The following is a 20,343-nucleotide window of genomic DNA, read 5'->3' as shown; positions in this document are numbered from 1 at the left end:
TGGCTAGAAAAGAAACGCCGACACCGGTCGGACCTATTCTTTTCTCAACCCATTCAAGGGGCTGACCATGGCCAAAACTCTGAAAGATCTGCTGCTTGCCCTGCTCAACGCCACATTGATACTTGTTGCGCTGTGCCTGTTTCTGGGCTGGAAACTGGCGTCGAAAGCCGAAAGCATCACTGCTGAAGTCTCGCAAACGGTTCAGGCCGTGGCCCCCCTCCGGGATGAGGCAAAGGGCATTCGGGACGAGCTTGCGGCGTTGCGGACTGATTTGACGGTACTTTTACAACAAGACACGTTGGCAGACAGCCAAGCCGCGCAAAACCTCCGGGCAACGCTGGGGCGCCTGAATGCAGCAGAACAGAAGCTGCAAACGGTTCAGGAGCGGATTTCGGAACTTGCTGACACGCCAGAAGTGCTGATTGCGCAGGCGATCCAAACCGGTGCCGATATCGCGGCAGAACGCGTTTTGGCATTGCGGGGATGTACACCGGAGTCATAAAGCGCAGCCGCGACCAAAGCGCGGTTGCGGCTTCGCGCTCAGCCCGTTGCCTGTAGTTCGCGCACGGTCGTGCCGTACCCGCCCATATCGACATAGGCAGTTTCATGCGGGGTCGAGCTGCGGGACAGCGCCGCGTTCCGATACGGGAAACGACCGAACTTGCGGATCACCTCGCGATGCGCTCTGGCGTGCAGAAGGTTGCTTGCGTCACTGCTCATGTTTTGGCAGATCAGACGCACACAGCGTTCCTGATCACACAGGTTTTCCGAGTGCATCATGGGCAGGTAAAAGAACTGTCTGGCCGGTTCGTCAATCTTTTTGTCCCAGCCTTTGTCGACTGCACATTTTGCTGCCGCCAAAGCCGCGCGATCGGTCGAGAAGGCACGCGCCTCCCCTCGGAACATGTTGCGCGGGAACTGATCTGTCAGGATGATATAGGCAAGCGCCCCACTGGGATAAGTCAGCCAGAGCGAGAACCGACCCGCTGCCGCTGCTTCCCAAGTTGACTGAAACCGCGCCCGAATGTCTGCATCCAGCGCCTCATCTTCAAGATACCAACCCTTAGGGCCAACTTCATCTAACCAAAAACTCAATACTTCTTCAGGCGTTACCATTGCCTTAAACTCCGTCAATTGCCCGCGCCCCAGACGTAACGTCATTAAAGTCCCTTTTACAGAACTGTTACAGTAACATATTGCAACACAACCGACATAATTTCGTGTCTTAAGCGGTTTCGCGCACGCCTTCTTCGAACTCGGCTTCTGCCGCCTCAATGGCAACTTCCTGTGCGACCTCGAACGCAACGGGCGACGCGGTGGGATAGAGCGTCGACATGGTGCTGGTTTCATCAACAGGAACTGCTGCACGCTGTGTCATCCGGTAGACCGAATAGGCGGCCAACGCGACAAGCAATACGGCGATGATCAGGAAAAAGCCCGGCGGGCCAAACACCGCGTCACCCATCAGCCAACCTGTGATAACGGGTCCGGTAATTGCACCAAGGCCGTTGATAAAGATCAGGCCGCCGGATGCCGCGGCCATATCTTCGTATTCCAGAAAATCGTTGGTGTGCGCAATTAGCAATGAATACAAAGGGTTGGTCATTCCGCCGATCACAAAAGCAGACGCCAGAAGGATTTCGAAGGAAAAACCATAAAGCATACCACTGACGGCGCCAACTGCACCGGTTGCCGCGACCAACAGGATCAGGAAACGCCTGTCCATCCGGTCGGAAAACCAGCCCAGCGGGTATTGCAGGACAATTGCCCCAACATAGAACGCCGCCACAAACGCCGAGATTTCAACCAAGGACAATCCGGCCTGAGCTCCATAAACCGCCGACATCCCGAACTGCGCCGAGAACACGCCCCCCAGCAGGAACATGCCGACACACCCCAGCGGAGAGCTTTTCATCAACTCCCGCAGCGTCATCGGCTTGGTGGTATCGAACGCCGGAGTTGGTGAGATCGACAGCAAAATCGGTGCGAAAGAAACCGAAACAAGGATCGAGGCAATCACGAATGTTTCGTACCCGGCAGGGTCGCCCAACAGGAAAAGGCCCTGCGCGCCGATGATACCCAACATCTGAACGATCATGTAAAGCGACAGGGCCTGCCCGCGATTTTCGTTATTGGCTGCGTTGTTGAGCCAGCTTTCCGCAGTGACGTAAACGCCCGAGAAACAGAACCCGATCACCACGCGCCCCAGAACCCAGGCAATCGGGTCTGCCAGCATCGGATACATGATCATCACGGCCGAAATGAAAGACGCCAGTGCCGCAAAGACCCGCACATGGCCAACACGCCGGATCATCTCGGGCGCAAGCCGTGAACCGCCCAGAAAACCAACGAAATAAGCTGACATTACAAAAGACATCTCAAGGGTCGAAAATCCCTCAAGCTGTCCACGAACACCCAGGATCGTGCCCTGAAGGCCGTTTCCGACCATCAGCAACCCCATGCCGAGCAACAATGCCCATGCGCTGGACAGAACCTGAATCATTTGGGCCTCCGATAGGTGCCAACCTTGTTTGAGTTTTGTTCTGCGATCAAAGACCGCTTCCATCGCGCTTGTCTACGACATTCCCTGTCGGTGATGCCGTATGCGCGCCTATCCGGGGATCAAAAGCGACGCATCGCCATAAGAAAAGAACCGGTATTTCTGCGCGATGGCATGGGCGTAAACCTCGCGCATCCGGTCCTGACCCATTAACGCTGAAACCAGCATCAGCAGCGTGGATTTTGGCAGATGAAAGTTTGTCATCAGCGCATCGGTCACATGAAACCGGAAACCGGGATAGATGAAGATATCGGTGTCACCTTCCCACGGTTCGATCGTGCCCGAACGCGCAGCGCTTTCGATCAGGCGCAGGGCGGTGGTGCCCACCGGGATGACACGCCCGCCCGCAGCTTTGGTGGCTTGAATCTCGGCAACAGCCTCGGCGCTGACCTGCCCCCATTCGGCATGCATCTTGTGGGTTGTCACATCCTCGACCTTGACCGGCAAAAAGGTTCCGGCGCCGACATGCAGGGTCACATGTGTGACGGCGACACCCCGGTCCGACAAAGCCTGCATCAGGGCATCGTCAAAATGCAACGAGGCGGTCGGGGCTGCCACCGCACCGGACCTGCGGGCCCAGATGGTCTGATAATCCGTCTTGTCCTGCTCATCCGCCGGACGTTTGGCGGCAATATAGGGCGGCAACGGCATCGCACCGGCCTGATCCAGCGCCTTGTCGAAATCTTCTCCGCTAAGATTGAAGCGCAAAAAGGCCTGCCCGTCTTCCACCCGATCCAGCGTCGCGCTCAGATCGGCCGAAAACACGATCACTTCCCCCGGCTTCACTTTCTTAAGCGGCTTGATGAGCGCAGACCAGGTGCCATCGGCTTGCGGATCCAGCAGAGTGGCCTCGATCCCGGCGGAAACCGGGCCTTGCGCGCTGTCCCTGTGGCGCCGCCCGTTCAGGCGCGCCGGGATAACGCGCGTGTCGTTCAGCACCAGTCGGTCACCTGGCCGCAGAAAATCGGGCAGATCGAACACGTGGCTGTCCACTGTAGCACCCCCCTGCGCCACAAGCAGGCGGGCAGAGGATCGTGGGCTGGCAGGCCGCGTGGCAATCAGGTCGTCGGGCAGGTCAAAATCAAAATCGCTGAGCTTCATGACCGCGCCTTACAACCCCACAAAAGATTCGGCCATATCCCGTCAGCGGTCACTGGGAGGAGAGCCAAAAGTCGGTTTCGGCTCGTCAGGTTCCACCGGCGCAGCATTGGGGCCGTCCGAGACCGTCGGCGCAGGCTGACGCAAGAGATCACGCAGAAAAAGGGGCGCCAGACCGGACAGAGGGTTCACCGCGACTTTGGGCGAGGATATCGGCCCGGTGAGCGTGTAATTGAACCCAAAGACGCCTTCACCCTTGCGGGTAAATACGCTGCCAACGGCATTTAGAAGGTAAATCGGTGAAATCGCCCCCCGCAGGTTCAGCAGGCTGTTCACGGTGTCGATTGTGCCATCAAACGAAAGCCCCATTGACGGGCCAACAGCGCTGCCACTCAGCACTTTGATGTCGGTGGGCGATATCCTCATGCGGCTGTCAATCGCCGAAAAGAAGATCCCCTGCCCGGCCATCTCGTCCAGCAGACCAACAAGGCTGATCGCGTTCAGGATCGCGGCCATGGCCGGGGCATCGGTGATCCGGGTATTAACGATCTTCAGGATCACGTCGTAACTGCCGGGCGCAGCTACTGGCTCAAGCTTCAGGTCCAGATCACCGCCGCGCGCCTGTGTCAGAACCCCGGCTGATCGCAAAACGGCCCCCGCGTCTTTCGACGTCAGGTCAACGGCGCTTCGATTTCCTCGCGGGGTCACTTGACCGGAAACAGCCGCACCGCCGTTCACCCGCGCTGTGAAGGTGCCATTTACGCCACCGGTTGTCTGGAACGCCCCCCGGAAACCTGTCAGCGCGACAGATTCGGTGACCTGAAGACGGTCCAGTGCCACGTCCAGCTTCGGCCCGGGGGCCCCGCCGCCGCCCGATCCTCCGCCGCTTTCCCCGAAATTCGCACGCCCCATGTTCAGCACACCGCCTAAGACGCGGATATCCGGGACAGCAGCCCCCCGCCCGATCAGCTCCGCTGGAACCGCAAGCCAGTCCCCCAGGTCGAACGAGCTGAACTGGACGCGGTCATATTCACCGTTTTCGTGAAAGGAAATGGATGCGGTTGTGCGCAGTCCCGCTGCATCGATCCGCAGGTCGTCCACCTTCAGCTGCGCGCCCAACGTCGCGTCCGCAGTCAGCGATCCCGTGGTGTTCGCTGCCTTGCGCCAGCCAAGTTCGGGGATGGCAAGTGCCACGCCCTGAAGGTCCGAAACAACAGACAGTTTCGGAGGTACCCCAGCGCCCAGGCCCAGTGTAATATCGGCAGTTCCTTTGCCCGTCAGCATCCCCGGCGGCAGGCCGGCCCTGATCTCATCCATCAGACGCGGGGACAGTTCGATCTGGCCGGTCAAGGTGCTGCGCTGTTCGGTTTCGCCGTCAATGGGTTGCTGCCAAAGCGCCTCTAGCGGTACATCGCCGAACTGACCCAGTCCCTGAATCTGAACACCCGACTGAGTGCCGGAAATATCCAGCATCGGAGCACTTACGGAAAATCCCGGCACCAGACGGTCACTGGACAGATTGGCCAGCGTTCCGTTGAAGTGAAATTCGGTATCCTGAAACTTCAGCTCTTTTATCAGCGGCAGGGACAGCGTTCCGGTCAACGCAACCGTGCCTTTGGCAACGTCAACGGGCAACCCGGCCTTGCTCAGCAATTCCAGCGGTGGTCGGTCCAGCAGCGACAACGCAGAGGTCACGCTGCCCCTTGCCTGAATACGCGCGATGCCAGGTGCGGATTTCTTGATATCCGTGTCAGGTATGATGAAGGACGTCCCCGCGGCATCCACACTCCCCCCGTCATCGGCGATCACCACCCCGTGCTGTGCGGTGACCGTAAACCGGCTGTCGATCAGACTGGCCTGCCCCTGTGCATTCTCGATCGGCGGCAGGGTCTTGGCAAAGCGGACCTTGGCCTGTTCAAACCCGAAATCAAGATACAGATCCGGTTTGGAACCGGGCTCCAGACGCAGGGCGAAATCCATGTCCGACAAAACCCCCTGATAGAGGTTTTCCGTCACCCATTCCCGTGGCTTCGGCGCCAGACGCTCGGGCCAGTAACTCAGAACATTGTCCGAGCTCATCTGATCCAGATGGGCATCCAGCGCCACAGCCCAGCCATCGGGACGCCCGTGCAATACCCCGAAGGCGCGCACGGTGTGGCCCGGATCCTCGATGGTCATCTGGCCAAGGCGCAGCTGGAACGGGTTGAACGCCATCTTGAAATCCACGCTGGCACGCGACAGCTGAATCGGCTCTGGGAACAGGTTCGCCGGGTTCACATTGATCCCGGACAAGCGCAGCTGCGTCTCCAGACTGTCCAGCACACCGTCTTCAGCCCCTTGCAGAAATGCCTTTCCATCGGCCTGAACTGTGCCCCAGGCCGACACCACCGACACCTCATTGAAGTCCAGCATCTGGGCTTTCGGGTCATAGGTGAAATACGTGCGGGCAGATTCGAAAGGAACAGGGCGCGTTTCCGGGTTGGGCTGCACCGCCCCGGCCCCCAGATTGAGGGTTGCGAACACGGTTCCTGTGGCCCCGTTTTCATCGACACTGCCGCGCAAGGCCCCTGAAATCGGTGCGCGCAGAACCTGCAACCAGGCAAGGGCGGGGCTTTGGCCTGCTATGTCCTCGGCCGGAAGATCGGTGACCGAGATGCCAAAGCTGGCGGCAAGCGTGCCCAGTACGCTGGTATAGTTGGCCTCGATACTGCTGACATAGTCACGCCCCGACAGAACCGAAAACCCGGTCGCAAGCCGCACTTCGTTGCCACTGCGGTTCGCCTGAATATGCCCACCGTCCAGAACCCACGACCGCCCCTGTCGCAGGTCGCGGTAATCCAGGGTGATCGCATCAAATTCGACCGAGGTCAGTGCCGACAGGATCGGAGACTGAAACACCTCGTCCGAGGCCTCGATTAGCTGTGCAAGGTTCGGCGCTTCCTGAACCGGCGCGCTGCCGGATCCTACGGTCAGGGTCAGCGCCCCGTCCTGATCGCGGGTCATGGCGATCTGCGCGCCACTCAGAATGATGCGCTTGGGCCGGACCTGACCGCGCAGCAAGGGGCGCATGGCCAGGCTGGCGCGCATGTCGGAAACCTGCGCAATCTGCTGGCCTGCCGCGTCACTGATGGCAACATCGGTCAGCCGCAGACGGGGGCGCCAGCCTTCGTGGATGATGAAACTGGCGTCTCCAAACCGGATTTGCAGCCCGCCCAGCGCCCGTTCCAGCCGGGCTTCGACCCTGTCGCGCAGCCAGACCGGCGCGTGCATCCTCTGTCCCACGACCATGAAACCGGTGAACATCGCCAGAAGCACCAGCACGATGGCCCCACGCATAGCCCACAGACCAGCGGTGCGGCGGCGCGACCGACGGCGCACAGGCTTGCCCGGCTTTGCTTCGTCGTCTTCGTGCTGCTTCAATTTGCTATCCACGCCTTCCAACCCGCACGCGTTGCCCTATGATGATGGGCAGCCTTTAAAAACCTTTAGCGGAGTTTCCAATGCCCGACGTTTCAGACATCGCCCCCGACTTCACTTTGCCGCGCGACGGCGGTGGCGAGGTGACGCTTTCGGCGTTGCGCGGTGGCACCGTGGTTTTGTTCTTCTATCCCCGTGATGATACGCCGGGCTGCACCAAGGAATCCATCGGTTTCTCAGAGCAGCTTCAGGCGTTTACCGATGCAGGGGCTCACGTTTTCGGCATTTCGCGGGACAGCGTCGCCAAGCATGACAAGTTTGTCGCCAAACACGGGCTGACCACTCCGCTGTTGTCGGACGAAGGCACGACCGTCTGCGAGGACTATGGCGTATGGGTTGAAAAGAACATGTATGGCCGGAAATCGATGGGGATCGAGCGATCAACCTTTGTCATTGATAGCGAAGGACGCATTGCCAAGGTCTGGCGCAAGGTCAAGGTGCCCGGCCATGTGGATGAGGTGCTGGAAACGGTGAAGGCGATCTAAGCCCCCCTCGACCTGCCGCGCCATCCGGTCTATCACCCGCGCTGACATGCCAAAGGCGGAGCGACCCGGTGCCCAAAACACTGACACAGATGGCGACAGAGGTTCTGACAACAGCGGACGGGCGGGCTAAAACCGCCCTGTCCAAAGCCCATGCCGCCGCGTGGTTTGCCTCCCGCAAGGCCGAGGGTGAACCCATCGAGATCGGCACCGCATCACCGCCCGTGTCCCCCGCGCGCCCGGACAAGCCCGCGCTGTTGTCCCCGCGTGAGGTACCCAAACGGAAACCAGGTACCGAGGCCGGGCGCATTGCCCTGCTACACGCGGTTGCCCATATCGAGCTGAACGCTGTCGATCTGCACTGGGACATCATCGCGCGCTTTGGCCATGTACCCATGCCCATCGGGTTCTACGATGACTGGGTGAAATGCGCCGAAGAAGAATCGCGCCATTTCGAGATGGTCTGCGATTGTCTGGAACAGATGGGCAGCCATTATGGTGCCCTACCCGCTCATGCCGGTATGTGGCGCGCTGCCGAAGATACTGCCGAAGATCTGATGGGGCGGCTGGCCGTTGTGCCCATGGTGCTTGAGGCGCGTGGGCTGGATGTGACCCCCGGCATGATCGAGATATTCCGCAAGGCCAAGGCCGAGCAGGCCATCGCCGCGCTCGAGGTAATCTATGCCGAAGAGGTCGGCCACGTCGCTTACGGCTCAAAATGGTTCCACTTCCTGTGCGGCCGCGAAAATGCCGACCCCAAGGATGTGTTTCACGCGCTGGTCCGGCGGTACTTCCACGGTGTTCTCAAGCCCCCCTTCAACGAAGAAAAACGGGCCGAAGCCGGGTTGCCCCCCGATTTCTACTGGCCCCTGACCGAAGACCTGCCCGCGCCCGGAGACCTCTCGAACTGACACTTCTGCGTAATTTTCGGCAAAATCTCGCCGATCTTTGCGGGATATCAGCGCCATTTGCACTTGATTGGTCAACAAACTTGCCCGAACGTCCCTGCCGCTTTATGCAATCGGCGCAAGGGACGGCAGGCACTCACGACCGGTTCCGATCTTGGGGATGAAAGGTAGGGCGCGTGCGAACACGTCTGACAATAAAACTGCACTCACTGCTTGAGAGGCATTTCCCGGAACGCCGGGTCTTTCTGAAATCCGACAAGGACACAAGGTTTATCCGGCTCAGTTCGGAAACTCAGGTGGTCGCAGTGGCCGGAGTTGCCGTCATGGTCGGATGGACAGCGGTTGCGACAGCCATACTGTTGATGGACAGCATCGGGGCCGGGAATTTCCGGGAACAGGCAAAGCGCGATCAAGCCATCTATCAGGAACGCCTGAACACCCTGTCGGCAGAACGCGATTCCCGCGCACATGAAGCACTGGCCGCTCAGGACCGGTTCAATGCCGCGCTGGACCAGATTTCCGCGATGCAGTCGGAACTGCTGGCCTCGGAAAACCGTCGCCGCGAGCTTGAGACAGGTATCGAAGTTATCCAGACGACATTGCGCGCCACGATGAAACAGCGCGAAGAGGCGCGCTCAGAGCTGGCCCAATTGAAACAGGACACCAGCGGCTCTGATATGTATGCCGCGGTTTCCAGCGCCCCGGTACAGATGGCCTTCATGACCGACGCCTTGGCGAGGACGGCCAAAGAACGCGATCTGATCGCCTCCAACGCGCAGGACGCGCTGGAACAGCGGGACGATCTGGAACTTGAAATCCGTCTGATGCAGGAACGCAGCGACGAAATCTTCCGCCAGCTGGAAGAGGCGATGGTCATCTCGGTCGAACCTCTGGACAAGATGTTCCGTCAGGCCGGAATGCCCACCGATCGCATCATCGAAGAGGTCCGGCGCGGATATAGCGGTATGGGCGGTCCGCTGACCCCTTTATCCCTTAGCACACGCGGCGAAGAAGACGAGCTTTCGCCCGAAGAAGTCCGCGCAAACACGTTGCTGCGCCAGATGGATCAGCTGAACCTGTACCGGATTGCTGCGGAAAAGGCCCCCTTCGCCAATCCCGTACATTCTGCCGTGCGTTTCACCAGTGGCTACGGCAACCGGCGTGACCCCAAGTCCGGTGGTCGCCGGCAGCATAACGGTGTCGATTTTGCAGGACCACAAGGCACAGATATATTCGCGACCGCTGATGGTGTGGTCACGCATGCCGGCTGGCAATCAGGCTTCGGACGCCTTGTGAAAATCAAGCACGCGTTCGGAATTGAGACACTTTATGCTCATAACACCAAGATCAACGTAAAGGTCGGCCAAAGGGTCTCGCGCGGGGATCATATTGCTGATATGGGTAGCACCGGACGGTCCACCGGCACGCATCTTCACTATGAGGTGCGCGTGAACGGAAATCCCGTAAACCCAATGACTTACATCAAGGCTGCGAAAAATGTTTTCTAAAAGCAAAATCAACGAGCCCGCACCCAAAGCACCTGAGGCGGACAAACCTGCCGCTCCGGCGACCCCAGCGGCCCCTGCTCCGGCTGACGCGAAACCTGCAATGGCACCCAAGCCCAAGCCGCCGGCCTCGGTCCTGTCCTCGGATCTGCACATCACCGGCAACATCAAGACCAGCGGTGACATTCAGGTGGAAGGCACCGTCGAAGGCGACATTCGCGCCCATCTGCTGACCATTGGTGAATCGGCAACGATCAAGGGCGAAGTCACCGCAGATGACGTTGTGATCAACGGTCGCATCGTTGGCCGCGTGCGTGGTCTCAAGGTTCGCCTGACATCGACGGCCCGGGTCGAAGGCGACATCATACACAAGACCATTGCCATCGAAAGCGGCGCGCATTTCGAAGGCTCGGTTCAGCGTCAGGACGACCCCCTCAACCCCGGCCGCAGCGCCAAAGCCGGATCGAACCCGGCGGCAGAAGTCAAACAGTAAGCAGACTGCATTTCTTGTCAGGACGCCGTGGGGCAACCCGTGGCGTCTTTTCTTTTGCGCGACCGTTCGGGGTCGGGATTCCCGTTTTCGTCCCTTTCTGATCGCGCTACAGTCGATCCATGTTGCTTTTTCTGACGGTTGTCGCGCTGATCGCTGGCGCTGCGGCCTTTCACTTCTGGTCGAAAAGACAATCCCGCCTGACCTTGCTGGCCACATCGCTGTCCCAGCACCAGCGCGATATTGTGAACGCTCAGGTGCCGATAATCCGGAAACTGCCCAAAGACCTGCGCGGGGCGCTGGAAGGAAAGATCAACCTGTTCCTTGATCAGGTCGATTTCGTCGGCTGCGACGGGCTGGACGTTACCGAAGACATGCAGGTGTCGATTGCCGCGCAAGCCTGTCTGCTCGTGGTGAATACGGACCAGTGGTACGACAACCTGACGACCATTCTGGTTTACCCCGGTGCCTTCAAATCAAAACAGCGCCGTCACAGTGGCTATGTCGTCACCGAACAGGAAATCATCCGCAGCGGGGAAAGCTGGAACCGCGGCCCCGTGATCTTGTCCTGGGCCCACAGCCAGCGCGGTGCCCTGAATGATCACGATGGCCGGAACGTCGTCTTTCACGAGTTCGCGCACCAGCTTGATGACCTCTCGGGCGCAACCAATGGTGTTCCCGTGCTCAGCAATGGCCAAAGCTTTGGCGAGTGGGAAACCGCCTTTCTGAACGGTTATAAGGCACATGTTCATGCCGTGGAAAACGGAAAACCCACAGTAATCGATCCCTACGGCGCGGAAGGGCACGAAGAATTCTTTGCCGTTTCTGTCGAAGTGTTCTTTGAACGGCCGAAGGAACTGAAATCCTCTGACCCGGCAATCTACGAACAGCTGTCAAAGCTTTTTCATCTTGATCCCGCTCTATGGCACAGGGGTCAGTTCTGACCCGATTGAGGAAGCGTCGTAAAAAATTCCCCGTTCGCAACAATTTAACATAAGTTAATTCTTGAATTACGGTTAACCTCATTATTGGGCGGAGGATTTTCTATGTCATCGAAACTACTTGCCGAGTTCTTCGGCACGTTCTGGTTGGTTCTAGGGGGGTGCGGCAGTGCCGTTCTGGCGGCTGGTGTCGCAGATGTCGGCATCGGTTGGCTTGGTGTTTCCTTTGCCTTTGGCCTTACAGTTTTGACGATGGCTTATACAGTCGGCCCAATCTCGGGCGGGCATTTCAACCCGGCGGTCAGTTTGGGCCTGATGATTGGAGGGCGGTTTCCGGCCAAAGACCTTCTGCCCTATTGGGTTGCACAGGTCATTGGCGCAATTGCCGCCGCAGTGGTTCTGTACCTGATCGTCAGTGGCGCACCCGATTTCGCTGGTGTCGGTGGGTTCGCGTCAAACGGGTATGGTGAGGCCTCGCCACAGGGATATTCGTTGATGTCGGCTTTGATCATCGAAATCGTGATGACGGCTTTCTTCATTCTGATCATTCTGGGCGCGACGTCGGACAAGGCACCTGCCGGGTTCGCTCCGATTGCCATCGGTCTGGCGCTGACCCTGATCCACCTGATCTCAATCCCGGTGACGAATACCTCCGTCAACCCGGCGCGCTCGACCGGCGTTGCCCTGTTTGCCGACGGCCCTGCTTTGGCTCAGCTCTGGCTGTTCTGGGTGGCCCCCCTGATTGGCGGCGCAATCGGCGCTTTGATCTGGAAAGCAATGTCCTCGGATGACTGATCCCCGCGGGAAAGGTAATTATCCCGTTTACTGAAAAACACGGTATCCTTCCGTCAAATCTGGCTAGGTCACGGCCTTTGGTTCAACGGGAGGATACAATGAAGATATTTACTACAGCACTTTTCCTAAGCTGCGCCGCGACGGCAGGCTGGGCCGAAGACAAATGGCTGAGCATCCCGCAAGTCCCCCAGATGCCCGCCGCCACCGAGGCGGGCACGGCAGAGATCAACGGCATCAACATGTATTACGCAACGTATGGCGATGCGGGCGGCACCCCGGTTCTGTTGATCCACGGCGGGCTTGCCCATGGCGATGTCTGGGCCGCGCAGGTTGCCGACCTGTCCCAGGACCACAGGGTGATTGTGGCGGATACGCGCGGGCATGGACGATCCACCAACGATGGCAGCCCTTATTCTTACGAGTTGTTGTCGCAGGATTATCTGGCGCTGCTGGATCATCTGGGGGTCGATCAGGTGCATCTAGTCGGCTGGTCCGACGGGGCAAATATCGGGTATTCAATCTCGACCACCAACCCGGATCGGCTGGCCAGTCACTTTGCCCACGCAGGCAATGTCACACTGGACGGGATCGATCCTTCGGTGGAAACCAACGAGGTGTTTGGCACTTACGTGGGCATGATGGCCCAAGATTATGCGGCCATGTCCCCCACCCCTGACGGGTTCGAGGCATTCCTTGGTGGGGTTGCCGCCATGTGGGGCACCGAAAAACCCGGCGGGCTTGAGGCGCTGTCATCGATCACCGTCCCGACACTTGTGGTTCAAAGCGCACATGACGAGGCCATTCTGATGGCGCATTCACAAGCAATTGCTGACGCGATTCCGGGCGCCAAGTTGCTTGTTCTGGAAGATGTCAGCCACTTCGCATCTTTTCAGGATCCTGGTGCCTATACCCGTGCCATCCGCGACTTCATCGACCAATAGACCAAAGAAAAAGCCCGGCGCTTAAGCCGGGCTAAATCATCTTATTCGGTAACGGTAACTTTTTTCATCACATCCGGAGCACCGATGATCGCACCGTTCTGACCTTCGCCCCGCTTGATCGCGTCAACCACATCCATACCGTCTGTCACCTGACCAACCACGGTATACTGGCCGTCCAGAAACGGGCCGGGGGCGAACATGATGAAGAACTGCGAATTGGCCGAATCCGGATCGCTGGACCGGGCCATGCCGACAACGCCCCTGTCAAAACTCACGTCCGAGAACTCGGCCGGCAGGTCCGCGCGATCAGACCCGCCGCGCCCGGCATAGCGCATGTCGAAGCCGTCCGCGCCCGAGTTGCCGTATTGCACGTCTCCGGTTTGCGCCATGAAGCCATCGATCACGCGGTGAAACACGACGCCATCGTACTGACCGTCAGCGGCCAGAGCGGTGATCTGTTCCACATGCTGGGGTGCCACATCTTCGAACAGGTCGATCGAGATTGTGCCATTGGCCCCTTCCCCTTCGACCTCGATCTGCAAACCGCTGGCCAGCGCCGGGCTTGCCAGCAAGGCAAAAGCCGCAGCCAGTTTATGCATCTGCGGCCACCTTGACGCTGATCATGCGGTCCGGGCTTGCAGGCGGCTCACCGCGTACGATGGCGTCCACATGCTCCATCCCGTCGATGACCCGGCCATAGACCGTGTACTGACCGTTCAGGAAGTGATTGTCCTTGAAGTTGATGAAGAACTGCGAATTGGCCGAATCCGGGTTCTGTGAGCGCGCCGCGCCCAGCGTGCCGCGATCATGGGGCAGCTTGGAAAATTCTGCCGGAACATTCGGCAGTGACGACCCCCCGGTGCCCGCCATGCGCAGGTTGAACCCGTCTTCCATATCGCCATGCTGCACGTCGCCGGTTTGCGCCATGAAACCGTCGATCACACGGTGAAAGGCCACATTGTCATATTCACCGCCACGGGCCAGTTCCTTCATCCGCGCACTGTGCAGAGGCGCTACATCCGGCAGCAGCTCGATGACGACATTGCCGCCTTTCAGCTCGATGATGATTGTGTTTTCGGGGTCTTTGATCTCGGCCATGAGGCCCTCCTGTCGTTTATCTTGCGCAAATACCTATGACGCACGCGTGCGAATGCCAAGTGACGCATTGACCTGAGGGCAAAATGCAGGAAAAGAACCGCCTAAATCGGTTGCCAATGACAAGGATCGCACAATGGGCTGGAAAACACTGGACGATATGGACCTGAACGGCAAACGCGTGCTGGTGCGTGTGGACATCAACGTGCCCGTGGTTGACGGTGTTGTGACCGACGCCACCCGCATTCAAAGGATCGTCCCCTCGGTGCGCGATATTCTGGCCGCTGGCGGCAAACCGATCCTTCTGGCTCATTTTGGCCGTCCGGGTGGCGAACGGCGTGAAAGCCTGTCACTGAAACAACTGGTCCCGACTTTGGAAAGCGCTTTTGGCGCAAAGGTTCTGTTTGCTGCCGATTGCGTCGGGGCCGAGGCGGAACTGGCCGCCGCTGCCTTGCAGCCCGGCCAGGTCCTACTGCTGGAAAACACCCGCTTTCACGCGGCCGAAACCAAAAACGACGCCGATCTGGCCGCTGGCATGGCCAAGCTGGGGGATATTTATTGCAACGATGCGTTTTCAGCCGCGCACCGCGCCCACAGCTCAACCGAGGCCATCGCCCGTCTGCTGCCTGCCTGTGCGGGCCGCCTGATGCAGGCCGAGTTGCAGGCGCTGGAAAGCGCACTGGGTGCACCCAAGCGCCCGGTAACGGCGGTTGTCGGCGGCGCCAAGGTCTCGACCAAGCTGGAACTGCTGGGCAATCTGATCGACAAGGTCGATTACCTGGTGATCGGTGGCGGTATGGCGAACACATTCCTTGTCGCCCAAGGTATCAGCGTTGGCAAATCACTGGCTGAAACCGCGATGAAGGACACCGCCGCCGAAATTCTGGCCAAGGCCGAAAGCTCGGGCTGCCAGATCGTCCTGCCGCGTGACGTTGTAGTGGCCGAGAAATTCGAGGCCAACGCGCCCCACAAGGTTCTGCCCGCCGATCAATGCCCTGCGGATGGCATGATCCTGGACGCAGGCCCTGAAAGCGTCACCGCGATTACCGCGATTTTCGACAAAAGCCAGACCCTGATCTGGAACGGCCCGCTGGGCGCGTTCGAGCTGGAGCCGTTTGACGCAGCCACCAATGCCGCGGCCCTGAAAGCCGCAGCCCTCAGCCGGTCGGGTCAGCTGATTTCGGTCGCGGGTGGCGGTGACACGGTTGCGGCGCTGAACGCGTCGGGTGCGGCCAAGGATTTCACCTATATCTCGACCGCAGGTGGTGCGTTCCTTGAATGGATGGAAGGCAAAACCCTGCCGGGTGTCGCTGCGCTGGAACAATAAGCGGCACTGATCGCATTTGGCCGCTTGTCACGGTTCATGGTATTATCCCCTATTTGAACGGGGGATTATGTCATGAGGTCATTATACCTGCTCATCCTTCTCGCAATGCCGTGGCCTGCAACAGCACAATCCAGTTGCGGTGGCCAGACACAGCTTGATGCAAATTTCTGCGCCAAGGAACAATGGGAAGCCGTTGACCGCGACCTCAACCGGTTGTGGAAACAGATCAAGCCGGTCGCTGATGCACGTGGCAACGGCGATGCCCTTCTGGCGGAACAACGTGCGTGGCTAAAGGCGCGGGACGCCACCTGCGACAAGGAACTATCCGGCGGCGGCAGCGCTGCGCCCATGTTCTACTGGACCTGCATGAAAGAGCAGACGGTCGCAAGAAATCAGCAGCTTCAGTCCTGGCGCTGAGCTTTAACCGGGACACACACGAAATACTGATGAAAAAACCGAATCAGGGGATTCACAACCCGAATCGCCTGTGACATAGTGCGATCAGAGGCTCGGAAAGAGCCCGTTATTGAGGCAAGTTTTCATACGGCGGTAAACAGAGTGTCCCGTTCCCATCGGCCCGGTTTGGGTGCAGTTCTCTTCTTCTCGGTGGCTTTCATGCTGGGTGTGTATTTCACCTTTGCCGCTGTTCAAGGGGATTACGGCCTGTTCCGGCGGGTCGAAATTGCGGCGGAACGGGACGCTCTGTTACGCAGTCTGGAAAAACTGAATGTCGAAATCGCCGAGATGGAAAACCTGACACGGCGTCTGTCCGACACCTATCTGGATCTGGACCTGCTGGACCAGCAGGCGCGCTCGGTTCTGGGCATGATCCGGTCGGACGAAATCGTGATCCGCTGATCAAAGACCCTATTCAGAAAAGGCAACTCAGGCCCGGCGTTTCGGCCGGGATGCGCCGTGGCGAACGCTGCGTCACATTTCCCCTCGCCAGAAAGCCCCAAATGCTTTATGAGATAGTTTAACGCTAAACTATCTGTCCGAAAGGGGGAGATCGCCACGATGGCTGCGCGAAAAACCACAAAGAAACCAAATGTTTCTGCGGAAGAACTCCAGACATACTACCGCGAGATGCTGCTGATCCGCCGATTCGAGGAAAAGGCCGGTCAGCTTTATGGTATGGGCCTGATCGGCGGGTTCTGCCACCTTTATATCGGACAAGAGGCCGTTGTTGTCGGGCTTGAGGCCGCAGCAGAGGAAGGCGACAAGCGCATCACCTCGTACCGCGACCACGGCCACATGCTGGCCTGCGGCATGGATCCGGGCGGCGTGATGGCCGAACTGACCGGGCGCATCGGTGGCCTGTCCAAAGGCAAGGGCGGCTCGATGCACATGTTCTCGAAAGAAAAGCACTTCTACGGCGGGCATGGTATCGTCGGCGCGCAGGTTCCGCTGGGCGCGGGGCTGGCATTTGCCGACAAGTACAAGGAAAACGGCCGCGTCACCTTCACCTATTTCGGGGACGGTGCCGCGAACCAGGGTCAGGTGTATGAGACCTTCAACATGGCGGCCATCTGGGGTTTGCCGGTGATTTTCGTGATCGAGAACAACCAATACGCCATGGGCACCGCTCAGTCCCGTTCGACCTCGACCAAGGACATCTTTCATCGCGGCGAGGCCTTCGGCATTCCGGGCGAGATCGTCAATGGCATGGATGTGCTGGCGGTCAAGGAAGCAGGCGAAAAGGCTGTCGCGCACTGCCGCGCGGGCAAAGGCCCCTATATCCTGGAAATCAAGACCTACCGCTATCGCGGCCACTCGATGTCCGACCCGGCCAAGTACCGGACCCGCGAAGAAGTTCAGAAGGTCCGCGAACAAAGCGACCCGATCGAACATGTGCGCGAGTTGCTGCTGACCGGCAAGCACGCGACCGAGGATGACCTGAAAGCGATCGACAAGGAAATCAAGGAGATCGTCAATCAGGCCGCCGAATTCTCGAAAGAAAGCCCCGAGCCTTCGGTCGAAGAGCTCTGGACTGACATTTACGCCTGAGAGGACGAATAAGACATGGCAACCGAAATTCTCATGCCCGCCCTTTCCCCCACGATGGAAGAGGGCACGCTGGCCAAATGGCTGGTCAAGGAAGGCGATACCGTATCTTCGGGCGACATCATGGCCGAAATCGAGACCGACAAGGCGACAATGGAATTTGAAGCTGTCGACGAAGGCATCGTCGGCAAGATCCTGATCGCCGAAGGCACCGAAGGGATCAAGGTGAACACCCCGATTGCGGTTCTGGTCGAGGAAGGTGAAGACGCCTCGGCCGTGACCGCGGCTGCACCCGCAGCCGCAGCGGTGGCCGAAGCCGCCCCGGCGGCGGTCGAGGCCCCCGCTCCTGCCGCTGCGGCCCCCGCTGCGCCGGTGGTCGACCTGTCGCCCGACTGGCCGGCAGATGCCGAGATGAAATCCGAAACCGTTCGCGAAGCTCTGCGTGACGCGATGGCCGAAGAAATGCGCAACGACGAAGATGTCTATCTGATGGGCGAGGAAGTCGCGGAGTATCAGGGCGCATACAAGATTTCCCAGGGTCTGCTGGACGAATTCGGCCCCAAACGCGTGATCGATACACCGATCACCGAGCACGGCTTTGCCGGCATCGCCGTGGGGTCGGCCTTTGGCGGGCTGAAACCGATCGTCGAGTTCATGACGTTCAACTTCGCGATGCAGGCGATCGACCAGATCATCAACTCGGCCGCCAAGACGCTGTACATGTCCGGCGGTCAGATGGGTTGTCCGATCGTGTTCCGCGGCCCCAACGGCGCCGCCGCGCGCGTGGCTGCCCAGCACAGCCAGGACTATGCCGCGTGGTACATGCAGATCCCCGGCCTGAAGGTGGTGATGCCCTATTCCGCAGCCGACGCCAAGGGCCTGCTGAAATCGGCCATCCGCGACCCCAACCCGGTGATCTTTCTGGAAAACGAAATCCTCTATGGTCGGACTTTCGACATGCCACAAGTCGATGACCTGACCGTTCCGCTGGGCAAGGCGCGTATCTGGCGCGAAGGCTCGGACGTGACCATCGTCAGCTTTGGCATCGGCATGCAATACGCGCTGGAAGCCGCCGACAGGCTGGCCGAAGAAGGCATCAGCGCCGAAGTGATCGACCTGCGCACCATCCGCCCGATGGACACTGGCGCCATCATCAACTCGGTGATGAAGACCAACCGTCTGGTGACAGTGGAAGAAGGCTGGCCGCAGGGGTCTGTCGGCAGCTACATCAGTTCGGTCGTGATGCAGGAGGCGTTTGATTACCTCGACGCACCGGTCATCAACTGCACCGGCAAGGACGTTCCGATGCCCTATGCCGCGAACCTCGAAAAGCTGGCCCTGATCACCACGGATGAGGTGATCGCCGCTGTCAAACAAGTGACCTACCGGTAAGGAGCGACAGACAGATGCCTACAGAAATTCTGATGCCCGCCCTGTCCCCGACGATGGAGGAAGGCACGCTCGCCAAATGGCTGGTCAAGGAAGGCGACACCGTCTCCTCCGGTGACCTGCTGGCCGAGATCGAAACCGACAAGGCCACGATGGAGTTCGAGGCCGTTGACGAAGGCACCATCGGCAAGATCCTGATCCCCGAGGGCACCGAAGGGGTCAAGGTCAACACCGCCATCGCGGTTTTGCTGGAAGACGGCGAAAGCGCTGATGACATTGGCACGGCTCCGGCTGCTGCACCGGCGGCTGCCCCCGCAGCCGTCGCGGGCAACGAGGCTGCCGCGCCAGCGGCACCCGAGGCACCCGCCCCTGCCCCGGCCGCTCCGGCCAAGGCTGATGGTGGTCGGATTTTTGCCTCGCCTCTGGCCCGCCGGATTGCTGCGCAAAAAGGTCTCGACCTGACACAGATTTCCGGTTCCGGCCCGCATGGTCGCATCGTCAAGGTCGATGTCGAAGGCGCAACTGCCACCGCGCCGGCAGCGGCTCCTGCCACTGCTCCCGCCGCCGCCGCGCCCGCAGCTGCCCCAGCAGCTCTGTCTGGTCCATCGGCGGATATGGTAGCGCGGATGTACGAAGGCCGCCCGTACGAGGAAATCAAGCTCGACGGTATGCGCAAAACCATTGCTGCACGCCTGGGCGAGGCCAAACAGACCATTCCGCATTTCTACCTGCGCCGCGATATCAAGCTGGACGCGCTGCTGAAATTCCGTGGTCAGTTGAACAAGCAGTTGGAAGGTCGCGGCGTCAAGCTCAGCGTCAATGACTTCATCATCAAAGCCGTCGCCAATGCGCTGCAACAGGTTCCGGCCTGCAACGCCGTCTGGGCAGGTGACCGGGTGCTGCAACTGAAACCGTCAGATGTGGCTGTTGCCGTCGCAATCGAAGGCGGGTTGTTCACGCCGGTCCTGCAAGACGCTGACATGAAATCCCTGTCAGCCCTTTCGACCGAGATGAAAGACCTTGCCGCCCGCGCACGCGAGCGCAAGTTGGCTCCGCATGAATATCAGGGCGGCACCTTTGCCATCTCGAACCTGGGCATGTTCGGCATCGACAATTTCGATGCCATCGTGAACCCGCCCCATGCCGGTATTCTGGCCGTCGGCACCGGCGTCAAGAAACCGGTTGTCGGGGATGATGGCGAGCTGACCGTGGCAACGGTGATGTCTGTCACCATGTCCGTTGATCACCGCGTCATCGACGGCGCGCTTGGGGCCGAACTGCTCAAGGCCATTGTCGACAATCTTGAAAACCCGATGGTCATGCTGGCGTAA

20 protein-coding genes are annotated in these 20,343 nt (G+C 59.4%); 14 read left to right on the top strand and 6 right to left on the bottom strand.

Annotated features, from left to right (window positions below; all coding sequences use genetic code 11):
• Positions 1-67 precede the first annotated feature (67 nt).
• A complete protein-coding gene (locus AC2FND_RS03285) occupies positions 68-502 on the top strand; it encodes a hypothetical protein (protein ID WP_496767893.1) in 435 nt (144 codons plus the stop codon).
• A 38-nt stretch (positions 503-540) separates the two neighbouring features.
• Here AC2FND_RS03285 and AC2FND_RS03280 read toward each other — a convergent pair whose 3' ends face one another.
• The 4 genes from AC2FND_RS03280 to AC2FND_RS03265 all read right to left on the bottom strand — a co-directional run bounded on the left by AC2FND_RS03280 (position 541) and on the right by AC2FND_RS03265 (position 7,090).
• The gene (locus tag AC2FND_RS03280; RefSeq protein ID WP_209504864.1) at positions 541-1,116 is read right to left on the bottom strand and encodes a DUF924 family protein; all 576 of its coding nucleotides are present in this window, start codon (positions 1,114-1,116) and stop codon (positions 541-543) included.
• 109 nt (positions 1,117-1,225) lie between these two features.
• On the bottom strand, positions 1,226-2,503 hold the full coding sequence (locus tag AC2FND_RS03275) for an MFS transporter (RefSeq protein ID WP_496767891.1): 1,278 nt from the start codon (positions 2,501-2,503) through the stop codon (positions 1,226-1,228).
• A gap of 108 nt (positions 2,504-2,611) precedes the next feature.
• Positions 2,612-3,661: a tRNA preQ1(34) S-adenosylmethionine ribosyltransferase-isomerase QueA gene (gene queA, locus AC2FND_RS03270; RefSeq protein ID WP_496767890.1), complete on the bottom strand. Its 1,050-nt coding sequence runs from the start codon at positions 3,659-3,661 to the stop codon at positions 2,612-2,614.
• A 42-nt stretch (positions 3,662-3,703) separates the two neighbouring features.
• Positions 3,704-7,090, bottom strand: coding sequence for a YhdP family protein (locus AC2FND_RS03265; protein ID WP_496767888.1), 3,387 nt, complete (start codon positions 7,088-7,090; stop codon positions 3,704-3,706).
• Between the two features lie 68 nt (positions 7,091-7,158).
• Here AC2FND_RS03265 and AC2FND_RS03260 point away from each other — a divergent pair, with 68 nt between their 5' ends.
• The 7 genes from AC2FND_RS03260 (at position 7,159) to AC2FND_RS03230 (ending at position 13,197) form a co-directional block, all read left to right on the top strand.
• Complete coding sequence (locus tag AC2FND_RS03260; RefSeq protein ID WP_496767886.1) at positions 7,159-7,620, top strand: peroxiredoxin; 462 nt, start codon at positions 7,159-7,161, stop codon at positions 7,618-7,620.
• Between the two features lie 89 nt (positions 7,621-7,709).
• Entirely contained in the window at positions 7,710-8,528 is an 819-nt protein-coding gene (locus AC2FND_RS03255) for a ferritin-like domain-containing protein (RefSeq protein ID WP_496767937.1), read from the top strand.
• Between the two features lie 173 nt (positions 8,529-8,701).
• Positions 8,702-10,033: a DUF5930 domain-containing protein gene (locus AC2FND_RS03250; RefSeq protein ID WP_209503613.1), complete on the top strand. Its 1,332-nt coding sequence runs from the start codon at positions 8,702-8,704 to the stop codon at positions 10,031-10,033.
• Positions 10,023-10,523 (top strand): bactofilin family protein, encoded by a 501-nt coding sequence (locus AC2FND_RS03245; protein WP_496767884.1) that lies wholly within the window; start codon positions 10,023-10,025, stop codon positions 10,521-10,523. Before AC2FND_RS03250 ends, AC2FND_RS03245 begins: the two co-directional genes overlap by 11 nt.
• A 119-nt stretch (positions 10,524-10,642) precedes the next feature.
• Positions 10,643-11,464 (top strand): M90 family metallopeptidase, encoded by an 822-nt coding sequence (locus AC2FND_RS03240; protein ID WP_496767882.1) that lies wholly within the window; start codon positions 10,643-10,645, stop codon positions 11,462-11,464.
• A 102-nt stretch (positions 11,465-11,566) separates the two neighbouring features.
• On the top strand, positions 11,567-12,256 hold the full coding sequence (aqpZ, locus tag AC2FND_RS03235; RefSeq protein ID WP_209503607.1) for an aquaporin Z: 690 nt from the start codon (positions 11,567-11,569) through the stop codon (positions 12,254-12,256).
• Between the two features lie 98 nt (positions 12,257-12,354).
• Positions 12,355-13,197, top strand: a complete 843-nt coding sequence (locus AC2FND_RS03230; RefSeq protein ID WP_496767881.1) for an alpha/beta fold hydrolase — start codon at positions 12,355-12,357, stop codon at positions 13,195-13,197.
• 41 nt (positions 13,198-13,238) lie between these two features.
• Here the strand turns inward: AC2FND_RS03230 and AC2FND_RS03225 are convergent, their stop codons facing one another.
• Together AC2FND_RS03225 and AC2FND_RS03220 are read right to left on the bottom strand one after the other, a co-directional pair.
• Positions 13,239-13,796: a peptidylprolyl isomerase gene (locus AC2FND_RS03225; protein WP_209503603.1), complete on the bottom strand. Its 558-nt coding sequence runs from the start codon at positions 13,794-13,796 to the stop codon at positions 13,239-13,241.
• Positions 13,789-14,295, bottom strand: a complete 507-nt coding sequence (locus AC2FND_RS03220) for a peptidylprolyl isomerase (RefSeq protein WP_209503601.1) — start codon at positions 14,293-14,295, stop codon at positions 13,789-13,791. The genes AC2FND_RS03225 and AC2FND_RS03220 overlap by 8 nt, the downstream gene beginning before the upstream one ends.
• Positions 14,296-14,428: 133 nt before the next feature.
• On the opposite strand from AC2FND_RS03220, the gene AC2FND_RS03215 reads away from it, so the two are divergent.
• The 6 genes from AC2FND_RS03215 to AC2FND_RS03190 all read left to right on the top strand — a co-directional run bounded on the left by AC2FND_RS03215 (position 14,429) and on the right by AC2FND_RS03190 (position 20,343).
• On the top strand, positions 14,429-15,619 hold the full coding sequence (locus tag AC2FND_RS03215) for a phosphoglycerate kinase (RefSeq protein WP_496767879.1): 1,191 nt from the start codon (positions 14,429-14,431) through the stop codon (positions 15,617-15,619).
• Positions 15,620-15,691: 72 nt separating this feature from the next.
• Positions 15,692-16,036, top strand: a complete 345-nt coding sequence (locus tag AC2FND_RS03210; RefSeq protein WP_209503597.1) for a lysozyme inhibitor LprI family protein — start codon at positions 15,692-15,694, stop codon at positions 16,034-16,036.
• A 141-nt stretch (positions 16,037-16,177) separates the two neighbouring features.
• The gene (locus tag AC2FND_RS03205; protein ID WP_496767877.1) at positions 16,178-16,477 is read left to right on the top strand and encodes an FtsB family cell division protein; all 300 of its coding nucleotides are present in this window, start codon (positions 16,178-16,180) and stop codon (positions 16,475-16,477) included.
• 159 nt (positions 16,478-16,636) lie between these two features.
• Entirely contained in the window at positions 16,637-17,626 is a 990-nt protein-coding gene (gene pdhA, locus AC2FND_RS03200) for a pyruvate dehydrogenase (acetyl-transferring) E1 component subunit alpha (RefSeq protein ID WP_209503593.1), read from the top strand.
• A 15-nt stretch (positions 17,627-17,641) separates the two neighbouring features.
• Positions 17,642-19,015, top strand: coding sequence for a pyruvate dehydrogenase complex E1 component subunit beta (locus tag AC2FND_RS03195; RefSeq protein WP_496767876.1), 1,374 nt, complete (start codon positions 17,642-17,644; stop codon positions 19,013-19,015).
• Positions 19,016-19,029: 14 nt separating this feature from the next.
• The gene (locus AC2FND_RS03190) at positions 19,030-20,343 is read left to right on the top strand and encodes a pyruvate dehydrogenase complex dihydrolipoamide acetyltransferase (protein ID WP_496767875.1); all 1,314 of its coding nucleotides are present in this window, start codon (positions 19,030-19,032) and stop codon (positions 20,341-20,343) included.

The sequence above is a fragment of the Ruegeria sp. BHSB056 genome (assembly GCF_059613305.1).
The sequence above is the reverse complement of the archived record's forward strand: the minus strand, read 5'-3'. Positions and strand labels throughout refer to the sequence as shown.

Coding starts and splice junctions, on each gene's coding strand:
- pdhA (WP_209503593.1), top strand. CDS start 16,637: ATGGCTGCGCGAAAAACCACAAAGAAACCAAATGTTTCTGCGGAAGAA.
- AC2FND_RS03220 (WP_209503601.1), bottom strand. CDS start 14,295: ATGGCCGAGATCAAAGACCCCGAAAACACAATCATCATCGAGCTGAAA.
- aqpZ (WP_209503607.1), top strand. CDS start 11,567: ATGTCATCGAAACTACTTGCCGAGTTCTTCGGCACGTTCTGGTTGGTT.
- AC2FND_RS03275 (WP_496767891.1), bottom strand. CDS start 2,503: ATGATTCAGGTTCTGTCCAGCGCATGGGCATTGTTGCTCGGCATGGGG.
- AC2FND_RS03280 (WP_209504864.1), bottom strand. CDS start 1,116: ATGGTAACGCCTGAAGAAGTATTGAGTTTTTGGTTAGATGAAGTTGGC.
- AC2FND_RS03215 (WP_496767879.1), top strand. CDS start 14,429: ATGGGCTGGAAAACACTGGACGATATGGACCTGAACGGCAAACGCGTG.
- AC2FND_RS03210 (WP_209503597.1), top strand. CDS start 15,692: ATGAGGTCATTATACCTGCTCATCCTTCTCGCAATGCCGTGGCCTGCA.
- AC2FND_RS03255 (WP_496767937.1), top strand. CDS start 7,710: ATGGCGACAGAGGTTCTGACAACAGCGGACGGGCGGGCTAAAACCGCC.
- AC2FND_RS03195 (WP_496767876.1), top strand. CDS start 17,642: ATGGCAACCGAAATTCTCATGCCCGCCCTTTCCCCCACGATGGAAGAG.
- AC2FND_RS03240 (WP_496767882.1), top strand. CDS start 10,643: ATGTTGCTTTTTCTGACGGTTGTCGCGCTGATCGCTGGCGCTGCGGCC.
- AC2FND_RS03225 (WP_209503603.1), bottom strand. CDS start 13,796: ATGCATAAACTGGCTGCGGCTTTTGCCTTGCTGGCAAGCCCGGCGCTG.
- AC2FND_RS03260 (WP_496767886.1), top strand. CDS start 7,159: ATGCCCGACGTTTCAGACATCGCCCCCGACTTCACTTTGCCGCGCGAC.
- queA (WP_496767890.1), bottom strand. CDS start 3,661: ATGAAGCTCAGCGATTTTGATTTTGACCTGCCCGACGACCTGATTGCC.
- AC2FND_RS03245 (WP_496767884.1), top strand. CDS start 10,023: ATGTTTTCTAAAAGCAAAATCAACGAGCCCGCACCCAAAGCACCTGAG.
- AC2FND_RS03190 (WP_496767875.1), top strand. CDS start 19,030: ATGCCTACAGAAATTCTGATGCCCGCCCTGTCCCCGACGATGGAGGAA.
- AC2FND_RS03230 (WP_496767881.1), top strand. CDS start 12,355: ATGAAGATATTTACTACAGCACTTTTCCTAAGCTGCGCCGCGACGGCA.
- AC2FND_RS03285 (WP_496767893.1), top strand. CDS start 68: ATGGCCAAAACTCTGAAAGATCTGCTGCTTGCCCTGCTCAACGCCACA.